We start from the raw sequence: 22,213 nt of genomic DNA on the forward strand, positions 1-22,213 counted from the left end.
GGTGACTTCGACGAGCCCCGCCCCCATCCGTTCCTCCGCTGCGCACGCCCAGATCAGCGTCCAGGGCGCCCGCGTGCACAACCTGCAGAACGTCGATCTCGCCATTCCCCGCGACTCGATGGTCGTCTTCACCGGCCTTTCGGGGAGCGGCAAGTCCAGCCTCGCCTTCGACACGATCTTCGCGGAGGGTCAGCGCCGCTACGTCGAGTCGCTCAGCGCGTACGCACGCCAGTTCCTCGGCCAGGTCGATCGCCCGGATGTCGACTTCATCGAGGGCCTCAGCCCCGCCGTCTCGATCGACCAGAAGTCCACGAACCGCAATCCACGCTCCACCGTCGGCACGATCACGGAGATCTACGACTACATGCGCCTCCTCTGGGCGCGCGTGGGCATCCCGCACTGCGCCGTCTGCGGGGAACGCATCGCATCGCAGACCGTGCAGCAGATCGCCGATCGCCTCATGGAGCTGCCGGAGCGCACCCGCTACCAGGTGCTCGCCCCGGTCGTCGTGAAGAAGAAGGGCGAGTTCGTCGATCTCTTCCAGGACCTCGCGGCTGGCGGCTACTCCCGCGCGCTCGTTGACGGTGAGCTCGTGCAGCTGTCCGATCCGCCGAAGCTCAAGAAGCAGATCAAGCACGATATCTCGGTCGTTGTCGACCGCCTCGTCGCCGGGCCGGACGTGCTCGGGCGGCTGACCGACTCGCTCGAGACCTCGCTGCGTCTCGCCGGGGGAGTCGTCACCGTCGATTTCGTCGATCGTGACCCCGACGCGGAGGATCGCACGCAGCGCTTCTCGGAGCATCTCTCGTGCCCCAACCAGCACCCGGTCCAGCTCACCGAGATCGAGCCGCGCACCTTCTCCTTCAACGCGCCGTTCGGTGCGTGCCCCACGTGCTCCGGCCTCGGAACGAGCATGTCGGTTGACGAGGATCTCGTGCTCGGGGACCCGGAGCTGTCGATCACCGAGGGCGTCATCGTTCCGTGGACCAGCCAGGGGAAGAGCCTCTACCAGTACTACGAGAAGCTGCTGAACGGCCTGGCTGCCGATCTCGACTTCACGCTGGACACCCCCTGGGAGCAGCTCGACGAAGAGGTCCGCGAGGCCGTGCTCTACGGGAACAACTTCAAGGTGAGCGTGCGCTGGAAGAACCGCTTCGGCCGCGAGGTCAAGTACACCTCCGGCTTCGAGGGGGTCATCCCCTTCATCGAGCGGCAGTACGCCGAGGCGGAGTCGGACGCGAAACGGGATCGCTGGTCGGAGTTTCTCCGCGAGGTTCCCTGCCACGCCTGCAACGGGCAGCGCCTCAAGCCCGAGGTGCTCGCGGTCACCGTCGACGGCGAATCGATCGCCAGCGTCGGCGAGTTCAGCCTGCTGGACGCGAAGCGCTTCTTCGACGACGTGGTGCTCACCGAGCGCGAGGCCAAGATCGCCGCGCAGGTGCTGCGCGAGATCCGGCTGCGCTTCGACTTCCTGATCGAGGTCGGTCTCGGCTACCTCACGCTCGCCCGCGCCGCTGGCACCCTGTCGGGAGGCGAAGCGCAGCGCATTCGCCTTGCCACCCAGATCGGCTCCGGTCTCACCGGTGTGCTCTACGTGCTCGACGAGCCGAGCATCGGCCTGCACCAGCGCGACAACCGGCGCCTGATCGAGACGCTCCTGAAGCTCCGCGACCTCGGCAACACCCTGATCGTCGTCGAGCACGACGAGGAGACCATCGAGGCTGCCGACTGGATCGTCGACATCGGGCCGGGCGCCGGCGTCGAGGGCGGCACGGTGGTCCACTCGGGGTCCTACGCCGAACTCGTCGAGAACGAGCGCTCCATCACGGGCGACTACCTCGCCGGCCGCCGCGGCATCGAGACCCCGAAGAAGCGGCGGAAGCGGGATCGCAAGCGCGAACTCAAGGTCGTCGGGGCGCGATCCAACAACCTCAAGAACGTCGACGCCACGTTCCCGCTCGGGATCATGACCGCGGTCACCGGCGTTTCCGGCTCGGGTAAGTCGACGCTCGTGAACGACATCCTGTACCGCGTGCTCGCGAACCAGCTCAACGGCGCCCGCCTCGTGCCGGGCAAGCACACCCGCGTCACCGGACTCGAGCACCTCGACAAGGTCGTTCACGTCGATCAGGCCCCCATCGGCCGCACCCCCCGCTCGAACCCTGCCACGTACACGGGCGTGTTCGACAAGATCCGCAACCTCTTCGCCGAGACCCCGGAGGCGAAGATCCGCGGCTACCTGCCTGGCCGTTTCAGCTTTAACGTGAAGGGCGGCCGCTGCGAGGCCTGCTCGGGCGACGGCACGCTCAAGATCGAGATGAACTTCCTCCCGGACGTGTACGTCGCCTGCGAGGTGTGCGGAGGGTCGCGCTACAACCGGGAGACGCTCCAGGTGCGCTACAAGGGCAAGAACATCTCCGAGGTCCTCGACATGCCGATCTCGGAGGCGGAGGAGTTCTTCGAACCGATCTCGAGCATCCACCGCTACATGAAGACGCTCGTCGATGTCGGCCTCGGCTACGTCCGTCTCGGCCAGAGCGCCACCACCCTCTCCGGCGGCGAGGCGCAGCGCGTCAAGCTCGCGACCGAGCTCCAGAAGCGCTCCAACGGTCGCAGCATCTACGTGCTCGACGAACCCACCACTGGGCTCCACTTCGAGGACGTGCGCAAGCTTCTCCTCGTGCTCAACGGCCTCGTCGACAAGGGCAACACCGTCATCACGATCGAGCACAACCTCGACGTCATCAGGAGCGCCGACTGGGTGATCGACCTCGGCCCTGAGGGCGGCTCAGGGGGCGGCATGATCATCGCCGAGGGCACTCCCGAGCAGCTCGCGAAGAACCCGGACAGCCACACCGGCCAGTTCCTCGCGGAGGTCCTCGATGGCTGGGCGGCGAAGTCGGCGCGGGCGAGCGCCCAGAGCCGCGTCGCGGCGATCTCCTCGGGCGCACGAGGAGAACAGGGCGGAGCGAAGCGGAAGGCGCGCGAAGAAGAGCCGGTGAACGCGTGAAACGCGGGAGTCTCTGAGCATGATGGACCCGAGCGACAATCGGGCCGCATTCCGTCCGGCCCAGGGCGAGATCCCCACATCGCCCGGCGTGTACCGGTTCTCCGACCGTCACGGCCGGGTGCTCTACATCGGCAAGGCCAAGAACCTCCGCGCCCGGCTCTCGAACTACTTCCAGCCGCTGCACGCTCTGATGCCGCGCACCCGGCGCATGCTCGCGCTCGCGGCGCGCCTCGACTGGACCGTCGTCGCGACGGACACCGAGTCCCTCGTCCTCGAGCACACCTGGATCACGGAGTTCAAACCCCCGTTCAACGTCCAGTTCAAGGACGACAAGACCTATCCCTACCTCGCGGTCACGCTCCGCGAGGAGGCCCCCAGGCTCATCATCACCCGCAACGAGAAGATCCGTGGCGCCCGATACTTCGGCCCCTACCCGAAGGTCTGGGCGCTGCGGGAGACCACCTCGCTGCTGCAACAGGCGTTCCCGATCCGCACCTGCAACGACGCCGACTACAAGCGCGCCATGGCGTCCGGCCGCCCCTGTCTCGCCGGCCAGATCGGTCGCTGCTCGGGCCCCTGCTCGCAGGTGCTCACCATCGAGGAGCACCGTCAGCGGGTGGACGAGCTCGTCTCCTTCCTCGCAGGAGGCGACACGAGCCACCTGCGGGCACTGCAGCGGCGCATGCGGGACGCGGCCGCGGAGCAGCGGTACGAGGACGCGGCGAGGCTGCGCGACCAGGTCAGAGCCGTCGAACACGTGATGGAGAAGAACGCCGTCGTGCTCGGCATGGACGTCAACCTGGACGTCTTCGGACTCCGCTCCGACGAGCTGGCGGCGGCGGCGCACCAGTTCATCATCCGCGGGGGCAGGATCCGGGGTGAACGCAGCTGGATCGTTGACGTCGAGCTCGACGATTCCCCGGGAAGCCTTCTGGAACAGGTCATTCAGTCCGCGTACGAGGGCGATCGGGAGCCGCCTCCCGAGATCCTCGTTCCACTCGCCCCGGACGATCGCGAGGCGCTCGAGGGGGCGCTCTCGCAGAAGCGCCCGCGGAAGGGCCGCGTCCGCGTTCGCGTGCCCGAGCGCGGCGGCAAGCTGCAGCTCATGGAGCGCGCCGTGCTCAACGCGGGGGAGCACCTCGTCCGCCACAAGCTGAAGCGCGCCGCCGACCTCACGGCGCGCACCGACGCCCTCGCCGAACTCCAGCGGGCTCTCGGCATGGAGGAGGCCCCGCTCCGGATCGAGTGCATCGACGTCTCCCACCTGCAGGGCACCGATGTCGTCGCCTCGCTCGTCGTCTTCGAGGACGGCCTGCCCGCCAAGGGCGCGTACCGCCGGTACCGGATCGAAGAGACGACGGACGACACGGACTCCATCTTCCAGGTCGTCTCGCGCCGTGCCGCGCAGCTCAACCAGCTGCGGGAGAGCGGCGCTCAGCCCACGGGCGTGTATCGCGATCGCCCGCAGCTGCTCATCGTCGACGGCGGCGAACCCCAGGTCAAGGCCGCGCAGCGCGCGCTCGCCGAGGCCGGCATCACCGACGTCGCGCTGTGCGGGATCGCGAAGCGGCTCGAGGAGATCTGGCTCCCGGATGATCCGTTCCCCGTCATCCTGCCGCGCACGAGCGAGGCGCTGTTCATGGTGCAGCGAATCCGCGACGAGGCCCACCGCTTCGCGATCACCTTCCAGCGGCAGCGCCGCAGCTCCTCGATTTCGAGCCGCCTGTCCGAAATCCCCGGCCTCGGTCCGAAACGGGTCAAGGCGCTCCTGCGCCACTTCGGCTCGGTGACCAGGCTGAAGGCGGCCTCGCTCGAGGAACTCGCGGCGGCCCCCGGGGTTGGGGAGAAGATCGCGGAGCAGATCCTCCAGCACCTCGGGAACGATCCGGCATCGGACGCTAAGCTTGAAGCGTCGCAAGAAACGGAACGGATCGAGGAGGGCGTCAATGAGTGAGGCGGTTCCCCCGCAGGAGATCCTGATCGTCACCGGCATGTCTGGTGCCGGTCGGAGCACGGTCGCGAACACGCTCGAGGATCTCGGCTGGTATGTCGTCGACAACCTCCCGCTCGCAATGCTGAAGACGCTCGCCGACATGGCCGATCGCTCGGGTGGTGCGCTGCCGAAGATCGTCGCGGTCGTCGACGTGCGCGGCCGCGACCTGTTCGCGGACATCCAGCAGACCGTCTCCGATCTCCGGACGAACGCCGCGGTCCGCGTGGTGTTCCTCGATGCGACGGACGAGATCCTGGTCCGTCGCTACGAGTCCGTTCGTCGCCCGCACCCGCTCCAGGGCGAAGCCGGCAGTCTGCTCGAGGGGATCCGCCTCGAGCGCGAGCGCCTGCAGGAGCTCCGCGCGTCCAGCGACGTGGTCATCGACACGTCGCGCTACAACGTGCACGATCTCTCGACCGCTACGCGGGATCTGTTCTCCGACGAGGACACCCCCGGGCTGCAGCTCTCCGTACTCAGTTTCGGATTCAAATACGGTGCGCCGACCGACGTCGATCTCATGGTCGACATGCGGTTCCTGCCGAACCCGTTCTGGGAGCCCGAACTCCGCGCCCTCACGGGCGTCGACCCCGAGGTGAAGGACTACGTCCTGGGCCGCGACGGGGCCTCGGAGTTCCTCGACCACTATGTGGCGGCGCTCACGCCCGTGTTCGCCGGCTTCCAGCGGGAGAACAAACGACACGCCTCACTCGCGGTAGGATGCACCGGTGGCAAGCACCGTTCGGTGGCCACCGCCAGGGAGCTCGCCGACCGGCTTGCCGGGCTTCCGGGTGTCAGCGTCACGCTGCGCCATCGCGACCTCGGTCGCGAGTAATTTGGCGCGCCGAGCTGCGCACCCTCCGATTCCATTCGAGTTCCTGAAAGGACCCCATTCGTGCTGTCTACCCCCGAGGTAAAGAGTGAGCTCGTTCGTTTCCAGGTGCAGCGCACCGGCGAGCGGGTTGCAGAGGTAGCGACGGTCCTCCGGCTCGCGGGCGGCCTGCACACGATCTCGGGCCGGATCGCACTCGAGGCCGAGCTCCACACACCGCAGATCGTGCAGCGCGTGCGCAAGGACCTGGCCGAGCTGTACGGCGTCCGCTCGGACGCGAAGCAGCTCCCGCCGTCGAGCACTCGGCCGGGTGCGCCCCAGTTCCTCGTCCGCGTCATCGACGGCGAGACCCTCGCCCGTCAGCTCGGGCTCCTCGACCAGCGCCGACGTCAGATCCGTGGCCTCCCGAATCGCCTGACGACGGGCGCACAGCCCGAGCTCGCCGCCATCTGGCGGGGCGCGTTCCTCGCCCGCGGCACGCTGACAGCGCCGGGGCGTTCCTCGAGCCTCGAGATCGTGTGCCCCAGCAACGAGGTCGCGATGGCGCTCGTCGGTGCCGCGAGCCGGCTCGGGATCGAGGCGAAGAGCCGAGAGATCCGTGGCCAGAACAAGGTCATCATCCGCGACGGCGAGGCGATCGGCGCGATGCTGGGCGCAATGGGCGCTGTGAAGGCGCGCGAGTCCTGGGACGAGCTGCGTCGCGCCCGCGAGACCCGCGCGACGGCGAATCGCCTGGTCAACTTCGACGACGCGAATCTTCGCCGCTCCGCACAGGCCTCGGTGGCCGCCTGCGCCCGCGTCGAGCGTGCGCTCGAGATCCTCGGCGATGACATCCCCGAGCATCTCCGGTACGCCGGCGAGCTCCGTCTCAAGCATCGCGAGGCGAGCCTCGACGACCTCGGCGCCCGCGCGGAGCCGGTGCTCACGAAGGACGCGGTCGCCGGCAGGATTCGGCGCCTGCTCGCGATGGCCGACAAGGAGGCAGCAGCGAAGGGGATCCCGGGTACCGAGGCGAATCTGCCCGAGGAACTGGACTCCATGTAACACCTGATCGGGCGGCCGCATTCCGCGTTTCCGCCGGTCGCGAAATTCAGGGACTGCACTGCAACCCGCCGTTCCCGAAAGCGGGCGCCTCGATAGACTGAGGCCGAAACATCGTCGATTCACAGATCGGAGCGAATTATGGCTGCTTACACACTTCCTGAGCTTCCCTACGACTACGCGGCACTCGAGCCGCACATCAGCGGCAAGATCATGCAGCTGCACCACGACAAGCACCACCAGGCCTACGTCACGGGCGCGAACACCGCCCTCGAGCAGCTCGCGGAGGCCCGCGAGTCGGGCAACCTCGCGAACGTGAACAAGCTCGAGAAGGACCTCGCGTTCAACCTCGGCGGTCACGTCAACCACAGCATCTTCTGGAACAACATGTCGCCCGAGGGCGGCGAGCGTCCCGAGGGCGAGCTCGCGGCAGCGATCGACGAGTTCTTCGGTGACTTCGAGAAGTTCCAGGCGCAGTTCACCGCGAACGCGCTCGGCGTTCAGGGCTCCGGCTGGTCGGTGCTCGCGTGGGACTCGCTGGGTCAGCGTGCCAACATCGTGCAGCTCTTCGATCAGCAGGGCAACCTGCCCGCTGGCACCATCCCGCTGCTGATGCTCGATGTCTGGGAGCACGCCTACTACCTGGATTACCTGAACGTCCGCGCCGACTACGTCAAAGCCTTCTGGAACATCGCCAACTGGCAGGATGTTGCGAAGCGCTTCGAGGCTGCCCGCGCGCAGACGCCCGGCCTGATCTAGTCACCCCGCACACCGAGGAGTCACCCCCGCACATGCGCACCATCGAATCCCTGGGCGAGCTGCGCTCGCGCACCGTGATCGTCCGCTGCGACCTGAACGTCCCGATCTCCGATGGGGAGATCACCGACGACGGCAGGATCCGCGCTTCCCTCGCCACCATCCGCGAACTGCGTGATGCCGGTGCGAAGGTGGTGCTGATCAGCCATCTGGGACGCCCCAAGGGCGAGCCGGAGGAGCGTTTCTCGCTCCGGCCCGTGGCGAAGCGCATGTCGGAGCTCCTCGGCGCACCGGTTGAGTTCGTCGACGAGACGGTCGGGGCGAAAGCCTCGGCCGCCGTCGCGGCGCTCACCGACGGCGACGTGGTGCTCCTCGAGAATCTCCGCTTCAACGCGGGGGAGACGAGCAAGGACGACGCGGAGCGCCTCGCCTTCGCTCAGGAGCTGGCAGCGCTCGGCGACCTGTTCGTCTCGGACGGCTTCGGCGTCGTCCACCGCAAGCAGGCGAGCGTCTACGACCTCGCCACGCTCCTTCCGAGCGCGGCGGGCCGCCTGGTCGCCGCGGAGCTCGAGGTGCTGAAGCGTCTCACCGACACCCCCGAGCGGCCCTACACCGTGGTGCTCGGCGGCTCGAAGGTGTCCGACAAGCTGGGCGTCATCTCCCACCTCATCGAGCGCGTCGACACCCTCGTCATCGGCGGCGGCATGCTCTTCACGTTCCTCGCCGCCCAGGGCCACGGCGTTGCCGCGAGCCTGCTGGAGCAGGATCAGCTCGACACGGTCAAGGGGTACCTCCGCGACGCTGAGGCGCGCGGGGTCCGGATCGTGCTTCCCACCGACGTGATCGTCGCCGAGGCGTTCGCCCCGGACGCGGCCCACGAGGTCGTCGCTGCCGACGCGATCGAGTCCTCGTCCTTCGGCACCTCCGGGATCGGCCTCGACATCGGGCCCGATTCCGCCCAGAACTTCGCGGACATCATCCGCGACTCCCGCACCGTCTTCTGGAACGGCCCCATGGGCGTCTTCGAGATGGAGGCGTTCGCCGGCGGCACCCGCGAGGTCGCCCGCGCGCTCACCGAGACGGACGGCTTCACGGTCGTCGGCGGCGGCGATTCGGCAGCTGCCGTCCGCGCGCTCGGCTTCACCGATGACCAGTTCGGCCACATCTCCACGGGCGGCGGCGCGAGCCTCGAGTATCTCGAGGGCAAGCAGCTCCCCGGCCTGGAGGTCCTCGCGTGAACGACCAGATCCCCGAGCTGCGCGAGCCGCTCCCGCAGACCGATCGTGTCCCGTTCATCGCGGGCAACTGGAAGATGAACCTCGATCACCTGCAGGCGATCGCGCTCGTCCAGAAGCTCTCGTGGGCACTGAAGGACGTGCGCCACGACTTCTCCCAGGCCGAGGTGGCGGTGTTCCCGCCGTTCACCGATCTGCGTTCGGTGCAGACCCTGATCGCCGCGGATAAGCTCGCGCTCGGCCTCGGCGCGCAGGATGTGTCCCCGCACGCCTCCGGCGCGTACACGGGCGACGTTTCCGCGGCGATGCTCGCCAAGCTCGAGACCCGCTACGTGCTCGTAGGGCACTCCGAGCGCCGCCACGGCCACGGCGAATCCGACGAGACCGTGGGCGCAAAGGCACTGGCCGCCAGCCGCGCCGGCATGATCCCCGTGATCTGCGTCGGCGAGACGGCAGAGGACCTCGAGGCGCACGGCGCCGCCGCGATCCCGCTGGCCCAGCTCGCCGCGGCCGTCGCGCCGCTGCCCGAGGGCGCAGAGTTCGTGGTTGCCTACGAGCCCGTGTGGGCGATCGGGAGCGGCCAGGCGGCGTCCCCCGAGCAGGCCGAGGAGGTCGCGAAGGCGCTCCGCGAGTCGCTGCGCGACCTGCGCTCGGACGAGGTCGCCGCGGCCACCAGGATCCTCTACGGCGGATCCGTCGCGAGCCAGAACGTTGCCGCGTTCCTCCGCCAGCCGAACGTCGACGGCGCCCTCGTGGGCGGCGCGAGCCTCAAGGCCGACGAGTTCGCCAAGATCGTGCAGTTCAAGAAGCACGTGACGGCTGGCTGACCAGCAGTTCGGGAGCATCGCGCCGGTCGCATGGCCGCGCCTGACGACGTTCCCATCGTTCAACGGCTATACTGGTCGTTGGCTTCCACGCAACTGACCCCTGAAAGGTGAAGCGTGCTCATTCTCAAGATCGCACTGATCGTCATCCTCGTGATCACGAGCCTGCTGCTCACCCTGTTCATCCTGCTGCACAAGGGTCGCGGAGGCGGCCTTTCCGACATGTTCGGCGGCGGCGTGACCTCGAGCCTCGGCTCGTCGGGTGTTGCCGAGCGGAACCTCAACCGGATCACGGTCATTGTGTCGCTCGTGTGGGTCGCATCGATCGTGGGCCTCGGCCTCCTCGCCCGTTTCTCGGTCGTCTGACCCGAGCCTCGGAGCAGCCCGCCCGGTGAACCGGGCGCAGCCAGTCCTGACGCGCGCATGCGTTCGTGTGCTCTCGCATCGCGCCGTCACCCCTCGCAGCACACTGCAGAAAGGAAACCATGGCCGGCAGTAACGCCATCCGTGGTGCCCGCGTCGGATCCGGCCCCATGGGGGAGCAGGATCACGGAGCGCGCGCCGACCGAGTGAAGATCTCTTACTGGGATGCGCTCGGCAACGAGACCGTCCGCTATTTCGCGGCCGACGTCGCAGAAGAGGACATCCCCGAGCAGATCGACTGCCCGACGACCGGCCTTCCCGCCGGCCGCGACAAGGCGAACCCGCCGCAGCTCCTCAAGAACGAGCCCTACAAGACGCACCTCGCCTACGTGAAGGAGCGTCGCACGGAGGAGGAGGCCGCCGAGCTGCTCGAGCAGGCCCTCGAGAAGCTGCGCGCCCGCCGAGGCACCGCGCGCGCCAAGGCGTAACGACTTCGCACCGCGAGAACGCGGAAGGGGGTGAGTTCCAGAATCGGAACTCACCCCCTTCGTCGTTTCGCCGCGGGTGCTACGCGGTGTGCCGGGCGGCGGCTTCGGCGAGCTGCCGCAGCACCCCGGCGGGCTCCGTGAGCGACAGCGCGAGCACGGGGCGGCCACGCTCCTCGAGCACGGCGCGATCGCCACGCGCCTGCGCGGCGATCAGGGTCTCGAAGCTTCCGCCCGTTCCGGGGATGGGCAGCGAGCCGAGCGAACCGTCGCAGAGCTGCAGGAACGCGCCGAGCGCCGGCCCGCCCTTGTGGAGCTGACCCGTGGAGTGCAGGTAGCGCGGCCCCCAGCCGAGCGCCACGGGAACCGTCAGGTGTTCGGCGAGCTGATCACGCAGTTCGTGCAGGCTGTCCCGCGCGGGCGTCTCCGGGTCGAGATAGGCCTGGATCGCGAGGTAGCCGCCCTCGGGGATCATTTCCGCGATCGCCGCGATGATCTCGGCCGCGGACGCGGGGGAGTCCACCCCGGCGGGGGTGGCGAGCAGCGTCGCGCCGGGAACCCCGGCGAGGGGCGTTCCCACGGGCTCGGGGTGTCCAGCCGGATCGGCGAGCACCGCGCGCGCCGCTACCTTCGCCGACTCGACGTCTGGCTGGTTGAACGGGTCGATTCCCATGATACGACCGAGCGCCGCAGTGGCGACCTCCCAGAGGAGGAACTGCGCCCCGAGCGCCGCCTGGACGACGATGCCCTCGTGCTCCTCGACGTCGGTCGCGCGCGCGTCGCGGATCTCGATGAGGAGCTGGGTGTCGGCGTGACGGGAGAGCTCCGGCGCGCGGTCCGGCAGCGAGATCGGGAGCACCCCTCGGCCGTCCTTTCCGGTGGACTCGGCGACGAGCTGCTCGATCCAGGTGCCGAATCCCCAGTTCGCATCGTCAGCCGCGGTGATTCCGAGGACGTAGCGGCCGGGGAGCCCGCAGGAGATCGCTGCGGCGAGCCGCAGGGCGGGGTTGTCGGGGGAGTCCTGCGCGAGTGCTTCCCGCACCGCCTGGGCCTCTGCGACGAGTGCGGCGATGTCCGCCCCGGCGAGGCCCGCGGGAATGAGCCCGAACGCGGTGAGCGCGGAGAACCGACCGCCCACGTCCGGGTCGGCGTTGCACACGGCCTGGCCCGCATCGGCGGCCGCGCGCTCGAGGGGTGAGCCGGGGTCCGTGACCACGAGCACGCGCCGCGAGGCATCGATGCCGGCCTCGGCGAAAGCGCGCTCGAACGCGGCGCGGTGGCTCTGCGTCTCGATCGTCGTTCCGGACTTCGAGCTGATCACCACGGCGGTTCGGGCGAGATCGTCCGCGAGCGCCCTGGCGACGACCTCGGGGTGCGTCGAATCGAGCACCGTGAGGGGGACCCCGGCCCAGCGCGCGATCACCGCGGGCGCCAGGCTCGAGCCGCCCATGCCGCAAAGCACGATCCGGTCGACGCCGTCCTCTGCGAAGCGCTCGCGCATCCCCGACACGCGGCCGATCGCCTCGTCGGCGCCCGCGGCGAAGTCGGTCCACCCGAGGCGCGCGGCGGCCTCGGCCTCGGCGTCGGCTCCCCAGAGCGACGCGTCGAGCGCGAAGATCCGGCTCGCGACGCGTTCGTCGACGAGCTCGGCGAGCGTTTCCGCGTAGCGGGGATCGGCGGTGAGCCGTTCATCGATCGCCAGCGTGAGCGTCATGCACCAGCCTCCTCGAGCGCGGTGTTCACGGTCTGCTGCAGTTCCGCCCAGGACTGCTCAAACTTGGCGAGCCCCTCGGTCTCGAGCTTCTCGGTGACCTCGGAGTAGTCGATTCCCACGGCGTCGAGCGCGTTGAGCAGCTGGTTGGACTCCAGGTACTCGGTCCGAATCGAATCGCCGGCAACGTCGCCGTGGTCGGCGAACGCGCGGAGCGTGGCCTCCGGCATCGTGTTGACCACGTGCGCGGAGACGAGTCCCGTCACGTACAGCGTGTCGGGGAGCGCGGGATCCTTCACCCCGGTGGAGGCCCAGAGCGGCCGCTGCAGGTTCGCACCCTCGCGGATCAGGTACCGCGCACGCTCACTCGAGAACGACTCCTCGAAGGCCTCGTAGGCCAGGCGGGCGTTCGCGAGCCCGGCGCGGCCGCGCAGTTCGCGCGCCTCGGGATCCGAGAGGGCGTCCAGTCGCGCGTCCACCTCGGTGTCGACCCGCGACACGAAGAAGGAGGCGACCGAGTGGATCCCGCTCAGATCCAGGCCAGCGATCCGGGCTCGCTCGAGACCCGTGAGGTAGGCGTTGACCACCTCGCGATAGCGCTCGAGGCTGAAAATCAGGGTGACGTTTACGCTGATCCCCTCGGCGATCGCGGCGGTGATGGCCGGGAGCCCCTCCACGGTCGCCGGAATCTTGATCATCGCGTTCGGACGATCGACCCGGCGCCAGAGCTCGCGCGCCTCGGCGATCGTCCCCTCGGTGTCGCGCGCGAGCGCGGGGGAGACCTCGATCGAGACCCGTCCGTCGACGCCGCCGCTCTCCGCGTAGGTCTCTGCGAGCACGTCGCAGGCGGCGGCGACATCCGCCGTCGTGAGGCGGACGATCGTCTCGTCGGCTCCGAGGCCTGCGGAGGCGCACGCGGCGATCGCGGGGCCGTAGCCCTCGCCCCCGGCCAGAGCGCCGGCGAAGATCGTGGGATTGGTGGTGACCCCGACGACGTCGAGATCGCGGATCATCGCGGCGAGTTCTCCGCTTTCGATCCGCCTGCGCGACAGGTCGTCGAGCCAGATGCTCACGCCCGCGCGGGAGAGGGCCGCGGTGGGTCGCGCGCTCATCAGGCTCGCTCTCCGAGGCCGCCGAGCTGCTCGAGGCTCGAGCGCGCCACCGAGACGACCGCTTCGGTCGTGATCCCGAACTCGCGGAAGAGGGTCTCGTAATCGGCCGAGGCGCCGAAGTGCTCGATCGAGACCGAGCGCCCGGCGTCGCCGACGTAGCGCTCCCAGCCGAGCGAGAGCCCGGCCTCGACGCTCACGCGAGCGCGGACGGCCGCGGGGAGCACGCTCTCGCGGTACTCGGGGGTCTGCTCGGCGAACCACTCGAGGCAGGGCGCCGAGACGACGCGCGCCCCGACACCGTCGGCCGCGAGGCGCTCGCGGGCCTCGACGGCGAGCTGTACCTCGGAGCCCGTGGCGATGAGGATCACGTCGAGCGAGTCCGTGGGGGAGTCTGCGAGCACGTAGGCGCCCTTGCGCACGCCCTCCGCCTCGGCGAAGTCGCCGCCGCGCGGAAGCACGGGGACGTTCTGCCTGGTGAGCGCGATTCCCGTGGGGCCCTCGTGCCGCTGCAGGATCTCGTGCCACGCGACCGACACCTCGTTCGCGTCGGCCGGGCGGACCATCGCGAGATTGGGGATCGCGCGGAGCGTGGCGAGCTGCTCGATCGGCTGGTGCGTCGGACCGTCCTCGCCGAGCGCGATGGAGTCGTGCGTCCAGACGAAGATGCTCGGCACGTTCATGAGCGCTGCGAGACGCACGGCCGGGCGCATGTAGTCGCTGAAGATCAGGAAGGTGCCGCCGTAGCTGCGGGTCTTGCCGTGCAGCTGGATGCCGTTGAGGATCGCCCCCATCGCGTGCTCGCGGATCCCGAAGTGCAGCACGCGGCCGTAGGGGTCGCCCGACCAGGTCGAGGTCGAGTGGTTCGCGGGGACGAAGGAGGGGACGCCGGGGATCGTCGTGTTGTTGGACCCGGCGAGGTCGGCTGAGCCGCCCCACAGCTCGGGCATGATCGGCCCGAGCGCCGCGAGCACCTTGCCGCTCGCAGCGCGCGTTGCGACGCTCGCGCCCGGCTCGAACTCGGGAAGCGCCTCGCGGGCTCCCGCGGGAAGCTCCTGGGCCTCGACCCGGTCGAAGAGCGCCTTGCGCTCGGGGTTCGCCGCGGCCCAAGCGTCGAAGGCCCGCTGCCACTCGGCGCGCTTCTCGGCGCCGCGCTCGACGGCCTCGCGCGTGTGCGCGATGACCTCGGGGGCCACCGCGAAGTGCTCGGCCGGATCGAAGCCGAGGGCCTCCTTGAGGCCTGCGAGTTCCTCGGCACCGAGCTTGGCGCCGTGGATTCCGCCGGTGTTCTGCTTACCGGGGGAGGGCCAGCCGATGATGGTCTTCAGAATGATGAGGCTCGGGCGCGTCGTGTCGCCCTTCGCCTCTTCGATTGCGGCGTTCAGCTCGGCGAGGTCCTCGACGTACTCGCCCGTGCGCTTCCAGTCGACTTCGAGCACCTGCCAGCCGTACGACTCGTAGCGCTTCGCCACGTCCTCGGAGAAGGAGATGTCGGTGTCGTCCTCGATCGAGATCTGGTTCGAATCGTAAATCGCGATCAGGTTGCCGAGCTCCTGGTGGCCGGCGAGCGACGAGGCCTCGCTCGTGACGCCCTCCTGCAGATCTCCGTCACCGGCGATCACGTAGATGAAGTGGTCGAAGGGGCTCGTGCCGGGAGCGGCCTCGGGGTCGAACAGCCCGCGCTCGTAGCGCGCAGCGTAGGCGAAGCCGACGGCTGAGGCGAGGCCCTGGCCGAGCGGGCCCGTCGTGATCTCGACGCCGTCCGTGTGCCCGTACTCGGGGTGACCGGGGGTTTTCGAGCCCCAGGTGCGCAGCGACTGGAGGTCTTCGAGCTCGAGGCCGTAGCCGCCGAGGTAGAGCTGAACGTACTGCGTCAGCGAGGAGTGGCCAACGGAGAGGATGAAACGGTCGCGCCCGATCCAGTGCGGATCAGCGGGATCGTGGCGCATGACGCGCTGGTGCAGCAGGTAGGAGACGGGCGCGAGACTGATCGCGGTTCCCGGGTGGCCGTTGCCCACCTTCTCCACCGCGTCCGCCGCGAGCACCCGCGCGGTATCCACCGCGCGATCGTCGAGTTCGTCCCACTGCAATTCGATTCCCAAGACATACCTTTCCGAGGGGAAGACGGTTCGAGACGCCGGCCCGGCGCACCCTCACCAATCCTAGTCTGCGGAAGGGGTACGATAGAGATGATGTCCACGCAGATCTCAGCCCAGGCCCAGGACCGTTCGGAGCGCCCTCGTCCGTCGCTCGGTCGGACGATCAAGAATTACGTGTCGCTCACGAAGCCGCGCGTGATGGAGCTGTTGCTCGTCGTCACCGTGCCCGCGATGATTCTCGCCGCTCGCGGCCTCCCGAACCTGTGGCTCGTGCTCGCGACGCTCATCGGCGGCGCCCTCAGCGCGGGCTCGGCCGGCTCGTTCAACTGCTACATCGACCGCGACATGGATCGCCGGATGAAGCGCACCGCGAACCGCCCGCTCGTCACCGGCGAGATCTCCGACCGCAACGCGCTCATCTTCTCGTGGGTGCTCGGGGTCGTCTCGGTCGTCTGGCTGCTGCTCACCACGAACTGGCTCGCCGCCGCGCTCTCGGCCGCAGCGATCTTCTTCTACGTGGTCATCTACACGCTCGTGCTCAAGCGCCACAGCGAGCAGAACATCATCTGGGGCGGGATCGCGGGCTGCTTCCCCGTGCTCATCGGCTGGGCCGCGGTCACCGGCTCGCTCGACTGGCCGGCCTGGGTGTTCTTCCTGATCATCTTCCTCTGGACCCCGGCCCACTACTGGCCGCTGTCGATGCGCTACCGCGACGACTACGCCAATGCCGGCGTGCCGATGCTCGGCGTCGTGCGCGGCCGGATCACCGTGGGCCTGCAGGTCATCCTCTACACCTGGGCGACGGTCGCATCGAGCCTGATCCTGATCCCGGTCGCCGACATGGGATGGACCTACACGGTCATCGCCCTCGCGACCGGCGCGTACTTCCTCGTCGAGGCGCACAAGCTCTACAGCGCGGCGATCCGCGGGCAGGAGGGCAGCCCGATGCGGGTCTTCCACGGCTCGATCGTCTACCTCTCGCTGCTCTCCGTCGGCATCGCGATCGACCCGCTGCTGCCCTTCTAACGCCCGGCCGCTGGCCCGGCGTGTCGGCCGGGATCAGACGCCAGCGCCCGCTCCGTGTCCGTCGTGAACGGCCCCGCCGCCGATTCGGGGGAGCCGCGTGCCACCGGCGCAGATGAGGCCGAGACGGGTCAGAAGAGATCAGGTACGGCCGGCCGCAGCATCCCTGCGGTGATCAGCGAATTGCGGCGCACGACCCACCCCGCTTCGATCGACGGATCGATCCCAGCAGCGATCGCTGCCGTCGCCTCGCGGCGCTGAACCGCCCCGTCCGCGAGGGGTCGAGCGTCTCAGCGCTGCGCGACGGCGGGATCCGCCACCGGGCGCTTGAGCCGGAGCACCACGAGGGTCATGGTCGCCGCGGTGAGCGACGCGAGCACCATGTGGACGCCGACCCAGAGCTCGGGGAGACCGTTGCGCGCCTGATAGATCCCGACGGCGATCTGCACCAGCAGGATGACGAGGAGGGTCACGATCCACTTCAGCGGGCGAAGACGGCCGGCCGCGGCCCAGATCAGCAGCGCGATCGTGAGTGCGAGCGCCGCGTAGCCCGGCCACGAGTGGACGTGGCTCATGAGGGTCGCGTCGACGCCGTCGCGCTGGATCGTGGCGTCGCCGGAGTGGGGACCGTTCGCCGTCGTGAGCACCCCGAACAGGACCGTGAGCGCCATCACGAGTGTGGAGACGTGCGCCAGGATCATGAACGGCTTCGGCACGGCGAGTTCGCGGGGGACCGGGGGCTCGTACATGCGCGCGAGGAACGCTGCGGTGATGCACACGAGCGCGAGCGACACGACGTAGTGGAAACCGACGAGGTTGGCGTTCAGGTGCATCCACACGATGATGCCGCCGACGAGCGCCTGGAGCGCGACCAGGCCGAGCACGACGAGCGAGATGACGAGCAGATCGCGGCGCTGGGCGCGGATCCGCCAGCTGAGCACGACGACGAGGATCGCGAAGACGAGCAGCGGGCCCGAGATCGTCCGGTTGCCGAACTCGATCAGCGAGTGGTAGCTCAGCTCCTGCGTGGGCACGAGGGAGCCGGGAGCGCAGAGGGGCCAGTCCGGGCAGCCGAGCCCGGAACCGGTCAGGCGCACGGCGCCTCCCGTGGCGATGATCAGGGTGTTCAGCACGAAGGAGACCCACGCGCTAACCGCGAGGAACCGCGGCGGACGCCAGGTGATCGGCGCGGCCTGTGCGGCCTCGATGACGACGTCGTTGCGCGCTGCGGACAACGTGACTCCTCTTTTCCTCGGGTCCCGCCTCTGTATCCCCGCTTCGCGCGCTCTCCGGAAATCCGGAGCGTGCCGCGCTGTCCCAGCTGGGATTTCCACCGAATCGCCGCTCCCGCGGAGGACCTCCCAGAAACACTGGAAAGTCTGTAGAATAAGAAGCTGTGGTTGCGTACGGCGAACCGAATCCTCAGATGATGTGAAAACACCGGTGAGAAGCGGTTCCGTCCGAAGCCCAGTCTACTGCACTGCTGCAGGGAGCCAGTCCCGTGCGCTCAGCACGATACGGCCCGGATTCCCTCCGGTCGCCCACTGGCTCCTCGCGAATTGAAGGATGAGGGAGGGATCATGCCAGAGGTACTGATCGACCGACCCGAGCTCGAAGGCTTGGGGCAGTACGAGTTCGGCTGGCACGACAGCGATGAGGCCGGTGCGACTGCAAAGCGCGGCCTCAATGAGCAGGTCGTGCGAGAGATCTCGACACTGAAGAACGAGCCGGAGTGGATGCTCGAGCGTCGCCTGAAGGCGCTCCAGATCTTCGGCCGCAAGCCGATGCCCACGTGGGGCGCCGATCTCACGGAGATCGACTTCGACAACATCAAGTACTTCGTCCGCTCGACGGAGAAGCAGGCCACGAGCTGGGAGGAGCTCCCGGAGGAGATCAAGGAGACCTACGAGCGTCTCGGGATCCCCGAGGCCGAGCGCCAGCGTCTCGTGGCCGGCGTCGCCGCGCAGTACGAGTCCGAGGTCGTCTACCACCAGATCCGCGAGGATCTCGAGGCACAGGGCGTCCTGTTCCTCGACACGGACACCGCGCTCAAGGAGCACCCGGAGATCTTCGAGGAGTACTTCGGCACGGTCATTCCCTCGGGCGACAACAAGTTCGCCGCGCTGAACACCGCCGTCTGGTCGGGCGGCTCGTTCGTGTACGTCCCGAAGGGCGTGCACGTGGAGATCCCGCTCCAGGCCTACTTCCGCATCAACACGGAGAACATGGGCCAGTTCGAGCGCACGCTCATCATCGCCGACGAGGACAGCTACGTCCACTACATCGAGGGCTGCACCGCCCCGATCTACAAGTCGGACTCGCTGCACTCCGCGGTCGTCGAGATCATCGTCAAGAAGAACGCCCGCGTGCGCTACACGACGATCCAGAACTGGTCGACCAACGTGTACAACCTCGTCACCAAGCGCGCCATCGCGGAAGAGGGCGCGACCATGGAGTGGGTCGATGGCAACATCGGCTCCAAGGTCACGATGAAGTACCCGTCGATCTACCTCACGGGTGAGCACGCCAAGGGCGAGACCCTCTCCGTCGCGTTCGCCGGCCCCGGCCAGCACCAGGATGCCGGCGCGAAGATGATCCACCTCGCACCGCACACCAAGTCGTCGATCCTCTCGAAGTCGATCGCACGCGGCGGCGGCCGCACCGGCTACCGCGGCGAGGTCCGGGTCGAGGCGAGTGCGCATCACGCGGCCAACTCGGTCGTCTGCGACGCGCTGCTTGTGGATCGCATCTCGCGTTCCGACACGTACCCCGCCATCGACATCCGCACCGACGACGCGGAGCTCGGCCACGAGGCCACCGTCTCCCGCGTCAGCGAGGACCAGCTCTTCTACCTGATGAGCCGTGGTCTCGCGGAGGAAGAGGCGATGGCGATGATCGTTCGCGGCTTCATCGAGCCGATCGCCCGCGAGCTCCCCATGGAGTACGCGCTCGAACTCAACAAGCTCATCGAGATGGGCATGGAAGGATCCGTCGGATAATGACCGAAGTTGTTGCTCCCCAGGACACCGCTCAGCACGGGCTGAAGGCGCACTCGGACGGCGACTGGGCGAACCGCGCCCCGGTGCAGACCCGCTCGGATCGGCCGAAGTCGACGAACGTCAGCGATTTCGAGGTCGTCACCGGACGCGAGGCCACCTGGAAGTTCACCCCCGTCGCCAAGCTCGACGCTCTCCTGAACGGCGAGCTCGACGGCGGCCGCATCCCGGTCACCGTGACCGAGGCCGCTGGCGTCACCTCCGAGTGGATCGCCCGAGACGACGCCCGCATCGGGCGCGCCGGCATCCCCGAAGAGCGCGGCGCCGCTGCGGCGTGGAGCGCGTTCGGGGAGGCCCACCTCGTCACGATCGCCTCCGACGAGCGCACCACCACCGTGATCACGCGCGACGCGCTCGATGCCGCGCCGCGTGCGGGGCACACCGTCATCGAGGCGGCCCCGAACAGCCGCGGACTCGTCATCATCGAGAACTCGGGCGCCGCCCAGCTCTCGGAGAACGTCGAGATCGTGCTGCAGGAGGGCGCGCACCTCACCCTCGTGAGCGTGCAGCAGTGGGACGACGAGGCGATCCACCTCGCGAGCCACTACGCCACCGTCGGCCGCGACGCGTCGCTCACGCACATCGTCGTCAGCCTCGGCGGCGGCATCGTCCGCCTCAACCCCTCGATCCACCTGGATCACGAGGGCGCGAACGGCGAGGCGCTCGGCGCCTACTTCGCCGACGCCGGCCAGCACCTCGAGCACCAGGTCTACATGGACCACGACGCCCCCCACACCCGCAGCCGCGTCACCTACAAGGGCGCGCTGCAGGGCGAGGGCGCGCACACCGTGTGGATCGGCGACGTGCTGATCCGCCGCAGCGCGACGGGCACCGACAGCTACGAGCAGAACCGCAACCTGGTCCTCTCCGAGGGCACGCGCGCCGACTCGATCCCCAACCTGGAGATCGAGACCGGCGACATCGAGGGTGCCGGCCACGCTTCCGCGACCGGCCGCTTCGACGACGAGCACATCTTCTACCTGCAGAGCCGCGGCATCTCCGAGGAGGAGGCTCGCAAGCTCGTCGTGCGCGGCTTCCTGCTCGAGGTCATCGCACAGATCGGCGACGAGGCCACCGAGGAGCGGCTGCAGGCCGCCGTCGAGGCCGAGCTCGCGGACAGCGTGCGCGTCGCGGTCAAGGGCGCGTAGATGCCGAGGACGATGGTGCTCAGCCTCGACGATCTGGTCCAGGACCAGGCGACGCGCGTCGTCATCGACGACGTGCCGATCGCCGTGGTCCTCGACTCGGAGGGTGTCGTCCACGCCATTGGCGACACCTGCAGCCACGGACAGATCAGTCTGTCCGAGGGCTTCGTCGAGGGCGACACGCTCGAGTGCTGGGCCCACGGCTCGGCCTTCTCGCTCTGCACCGGAAAGCCCCAGAACCTGCCGGCGTACGAGCCGGTCCCCGTTTATGTCGTCGAGGTCGAGGACGGCAATGTCTACATCGACCCCACTGTTACGAAAGAGATTGAATCATGAGCTCCGTTCTTGAAATCAAGGACCTGCACGTCAGCGTCGAGACCGATCAGGGCGCGAAGAAGATCCTGAAGGGCGTCGACCTCACCATCAAGCAGGGTGAGACGCACGCCATCATGGGCCCGAACGGCTCCGGCAAGTCGACGCTCGCCTACGCGATCGCCGGCCACCCGCGCTACGAGGTCACGAGCGGCTCCATCCTGCTCGACGGCGAAGAGGTGCTCGACATGGAGGTGGACGAGCGCGCCCAGGCCGGTCTCTTCCTCGCCATGCAGTACCCGGTCGAGATCCCGGGCGTCACCAACGCGAACTTCCTCCGCACCGCCAAGACCGCGATCGACGGCGAGGCGCCCTCCATCCGCACCTGGATGAAGGACGTCAAGCAGGCGATGGCCGATCTCCGCATGGACGAGTCGTTCGCCGCGCGTAACGTCAACGAGGGCTTCTCGGGTGGCGAGAAGAAGCGCAACGAGATCCTCCAGCTCGAGCTGCTGAAGCCGAAGTTCGCCGTCCTCGACGAGACCGACTCCGGCCTCGACGTCGACGCGCTGAAGATCGTCTCGGAGGGTGTCAACCGCGCGAAGCAGAACACCGACCTCGGTGTGATGCTCATCACGCACTACACGCGCATCCTCCGCTACATCAAGCCCGATCACGTGCACGTGTTCGTCAACGGCCGTATCGCCGAGCAGGGCGGCCCCGAGCTCGCTGAGCGTCTCGAGAACGAGGGCTACGACCGTTTCCTCGTCGAGGCGTAAGGCCTAGGCTGAGACCATGTCAGAAGAGTCCGTGAACGTTCCGAAGTCGATCGACCCGGAGTTCCGCGAGCAGGCGATCGAGGCGTTGAAGAACGTCTCGGACCCCGAGCTGGGCGTCAACATCGTCGACCTCGGCCTGATCTACGATCTCGCCTTCGACGAGGAGCATGACGCCCTGGTGATCAGCATGACGCTCACGAGCGCCGGCTGCCCGCTCACGGACGTCATCGAGAACGACATCGCCGAGGCGCTCGACGGCCTCGTGGCCGCGTTCCGCATCAACTGGGTGTGGATGCCGCCGTGGACGCCCGAGCGGATCACCGATGACGGTCGCGATATGATGAGGGCTTTGGGGTTCGCCATCTAGCTCTCGTCGTTCGGTCGGAGGCGCGTTCCCTCCGATGCGCTCCCGGCGCGCTTCGCGCGTCCGGGCCCCGCATGCG

General features: G+C 68.5%; 19 protein-coding genes. 15 read left to right on the forward strand and 4 right to left on the reverse strand.

The window, feature by feature from the left end:
- Position 1 precedes the first annotated feature (1 nt).
- The 9 genes from uvrA to JD292_RS04575 all read left to right on the forward strand — a co-directional run bounded on the left by uvrA (position 2) and on the right by JD292_RS04575 (position 10,539).
- Positions 2-3,010 (forward strand): excinuclease ABC subunit UvrA, encoded by a 3,009-nt coding sequence (gene uvrA / locus JD292_RS04535; protein WP_369411145.1) that lies wholly within the window; start codon positions 2-4, stop codon positions 3,008-3,010.
- A gap of 19 nt (positions 3,011-3,029) precedes the next feature.
- Positions 3,030-4,964, forward strand: coding sequence for an excinuclease ABC subunit UvrC (gene uvrC / locus JD292_RS04540; protein WP_200131500.1), 1,935 nt, complete (start codon positions 3,030-3,032; stop codon positions 4,962-4,964).
- The gene (gene rapZ, locus JD292_RS04545; protein WP_200131501.1) at positions 4,957-5,835 is read left to right on the forward strand and encodes an RNase adapter RapZ; all 879 of its coding nucleotides are present in this window, start codon (positions 4,957-4,959) and stop codon (positions 5,833-5,835) included. Before uvrC ends, rapZ begins: the two co-directional genes overlap by 8 nt.
- 60 nt (positions 5,836-5,895) lie before the next feature.
- Positions 5,896-6,876: a DNA-binding protein WhiA gene (gene whiA / locus JD292_RS04550; RefSeq protein ID WP_200131502.1), complete on the forward strand. Its 981-nt coding sequence runs from the start codon at positions 5,896-5,898 to the stop codon at positions 6,874-6,876.
- A gap of 138 nt (positions 6,877-7,014) precedes the next feature.
- Entirely contained in the window at positions 7,015-7,632 is a 618-nt protein-coding gene (locus JD292_RS04555) for a superoxide dismutase (RefSeq protein ID WP_200131503.1), read from the forward strand.
- A gap of 32 nt (positions 7,633-7,664) precedes the next feature.
- Positions 7,665-8,867, forward strand: coding sequence for a phosphoglycerate kinase (locus JD292_RS04560; RefSeq protein WP_200131504.1), 1,203 nt, complete (start codon positions 7,665-7,667; stop codon positions 8,865-8,867).
- Positions 8,864-9,691 carry a triose-phosphate isomerase gene (gene tpiA / locus JD292_RS04565; protein WP_369411146.1) on the forward strand — a complete coding sequence of 276 codons (828 nt, stop codon included), beginning with the start codon at positions 8,864-8,866 and terminating at the stop codon, positions 9,689-9,691. Before JD292_RS04560 ends, tpiA begins: the two co-directional genes overlap by 4 nt.
- Positions 9,692-9,805: 114 nt before the next feature.
- Positions 9,806-10,054: a preprotein translocase subunit SecG gene (gene secG / locus JD292_RS04570; RefSeq protein ID WP_200131505.1), complete on the forward strand. Its 249-nt coding sequence runs from the start codon at positions 9,806-9,808 to the stop codon at positions 10,052-10,054.
- A 119-nt stretch (positions 10,055-10,173) separates the two neighbouring features.
- Positions 10,174-10,539: an RNA polymerase-binding protein RbpA gene (locus JD292_RS04575; RefSeq protein WP_200131506.1), complete on the forward strand. Its 366-nt coding sequence runs from the start codon at positions 10,174-10,176 to the stop codon at positions 10,537-10,539.
- A 79-nt stretch (positions 10,540-10,618) separates the two neighbouring features.
- Here the strand turns inward: JD292_RS04575 and JD292_RS04580 are convergent, their stop codons facing one another.
- Genes JD292_RS04580 through tkt form a run of 3 tightly spaced genes read right to left on the reverse strand, consistent with a single transcriptional unit; the run spans position 10,619 to position 15,458 of the window.
- Complete coding sequence (locus tag JD292_RS04580) at positions 10,619-12,250, reverse strand: phosphoglucose isomerase-related protein (protein WP_200131507.1); 1,632 nt, start codon at positions 12,248-12,250, stop codon at positions 10,619-10,621.
- Positions 12,247-13,359, reverse strand: coding sequence for a transaldolase (tal, locus tag JD292_RS04585; RefSeq protein ID WP_200131508.1), 1,113 nt, complete (start codon positions 13,357-13,359; stop codon positions 12,247-12,249). The genes JD292_RS04580 and tal overlap by 4 nt, the downstream gene beginning before the upstream one ends.
- Positions 13,359-15,458 (reverse strand): transketolase, encoded by a 2,100-nt coding sequence (gene tkt / locus JD292_RS04590; protein ID WP_200131509.1) that lies wholly within the window; start codon positions 15,456-15,458, stop codon positions 13,359-13,361. The genes tal and tkt overlap by 1 nt, the downstream gene beginning before the upstream one ends.
- A 90-nt stretch (positions 15,459-15,548) precedes the next feature.
- On the opposite strand from tkt, the gene JD292_RS04595 reads away from it, so the two are divergent.
- Positions 15,549-16,481 carry a heme o synthase gene (locus JD292_RS04595; protein WP_200131510.1) on the forward strand — a complete coding sequence of 311 codons (933 nt, stop codon included), beginning with the start codon at positions 15,549-15,551 and terminating at the stop codon, positions 16,479-16,481.
- Positions 16,482-16,768: 287 nt separating this feature from the next.
- Here the strand turns inward: JD292_RS04595 and JD292_RS04600 are convergent, their stop codons facing one another.
- Positions 16,769-17,713: a COX15/CtaA family protein gene (locus JD292_RS04600; RefSeq protein ID WP_233613290.1), complete on the reverse strand. Its 945-nt coding sequence runs from the start codon at positions 17,711-17,713 to the stop codon at positions 16,769-16,771.
- A 345-nt stretch (positions 17,714-18,058) separates the two neighbouring features.
- Between JD292_RS04600 and sufB the strand changes: the two genes are divergently transcribed.
- The 5 genes from sufB to JD292_RS04625 are packed head-to-tail and all read left to right on the forward strand — an operon-like array spanning position 18,059 to position 22,137.
- On the forward strand, positions 18,059-19,477 hold the full coding sequence (gene sufB, locus JD292_RS04605; RefSeq protein WP_200131511.1) for a Fe-S cluster assembly protein SufB: 1,419 nt from the start codon (positions 18,059-18,061) through the stop codon (positions 19,475-19,477).
- Positions 19,477-20,682 (forward strand): Fe-S cluster assembly protein SufD, encoded by a 1,206-nt coding sequence (gene sufD / locus JD292_RS04610; RefSeq protein WP_200131512.1) that lies wholly within the window; start codon positions 19,477-19,479, stop codon positions 20,680-20,682. The genes sufB and sufD overlap by 1 nt, the downstream gene beginning before the upstream one ends.
- Positions 20,683-21,015 carry a Rieske 2Fe-2S domain-containing protein gene (locus JD292_RS04615; RefSeq protein ID WP_200131513.1) on the forward strand — a complete coding sequence of 111 codons (333 nt, stop codon included), beginning with the start codon at positions 20,683-20,685 and terminating at the stop codon, positions 21,013-21,015.
- Positions 21,012-21,770 carry a Fe-S cluster assembly ATPase SufC gene (sufC, locus tag JD292_RS04620; RefSeq protein ID WP_200131514.1) on the forward strand — a complete coding sequence of 253 codons (759 nt, stop codon included), beginning with the start codon at positions 21,012-21,014 and terminating at the stop codon, positions 21,768-21,770. The genes JD292_RS04615 and sufC overlap by 4 nt, the downstream gene beginning before the upstream one ends.
- A 16-nt stretch (positions 21,771-21,786) precedes the next feature.
- Positions 21,787-22,137: a metal-sulfur cluster assembly factor gene (locus JD292_RS04625; RefSeq protein ID WP_233613295.1), complete on the forward strand. Its 351-nt coding sequence runs from the start codon at positions 21,787-21,789 to the stop codon at positions 22,135-22,137.
- Positions 22,138-22,213: the final 76 nt, after the last annotated feature.

The sequence above is a fragment of the Leucobacter edaphi genome, from assembly GCF_016522535.1.
GTDB classification, from domain to species: domain Bacteria; phylum Actinomycetota; class Actinomycetes; order Actinomycetales; family Microbacteriaceae; genus Leucobacter; species Leucobacter edaphi.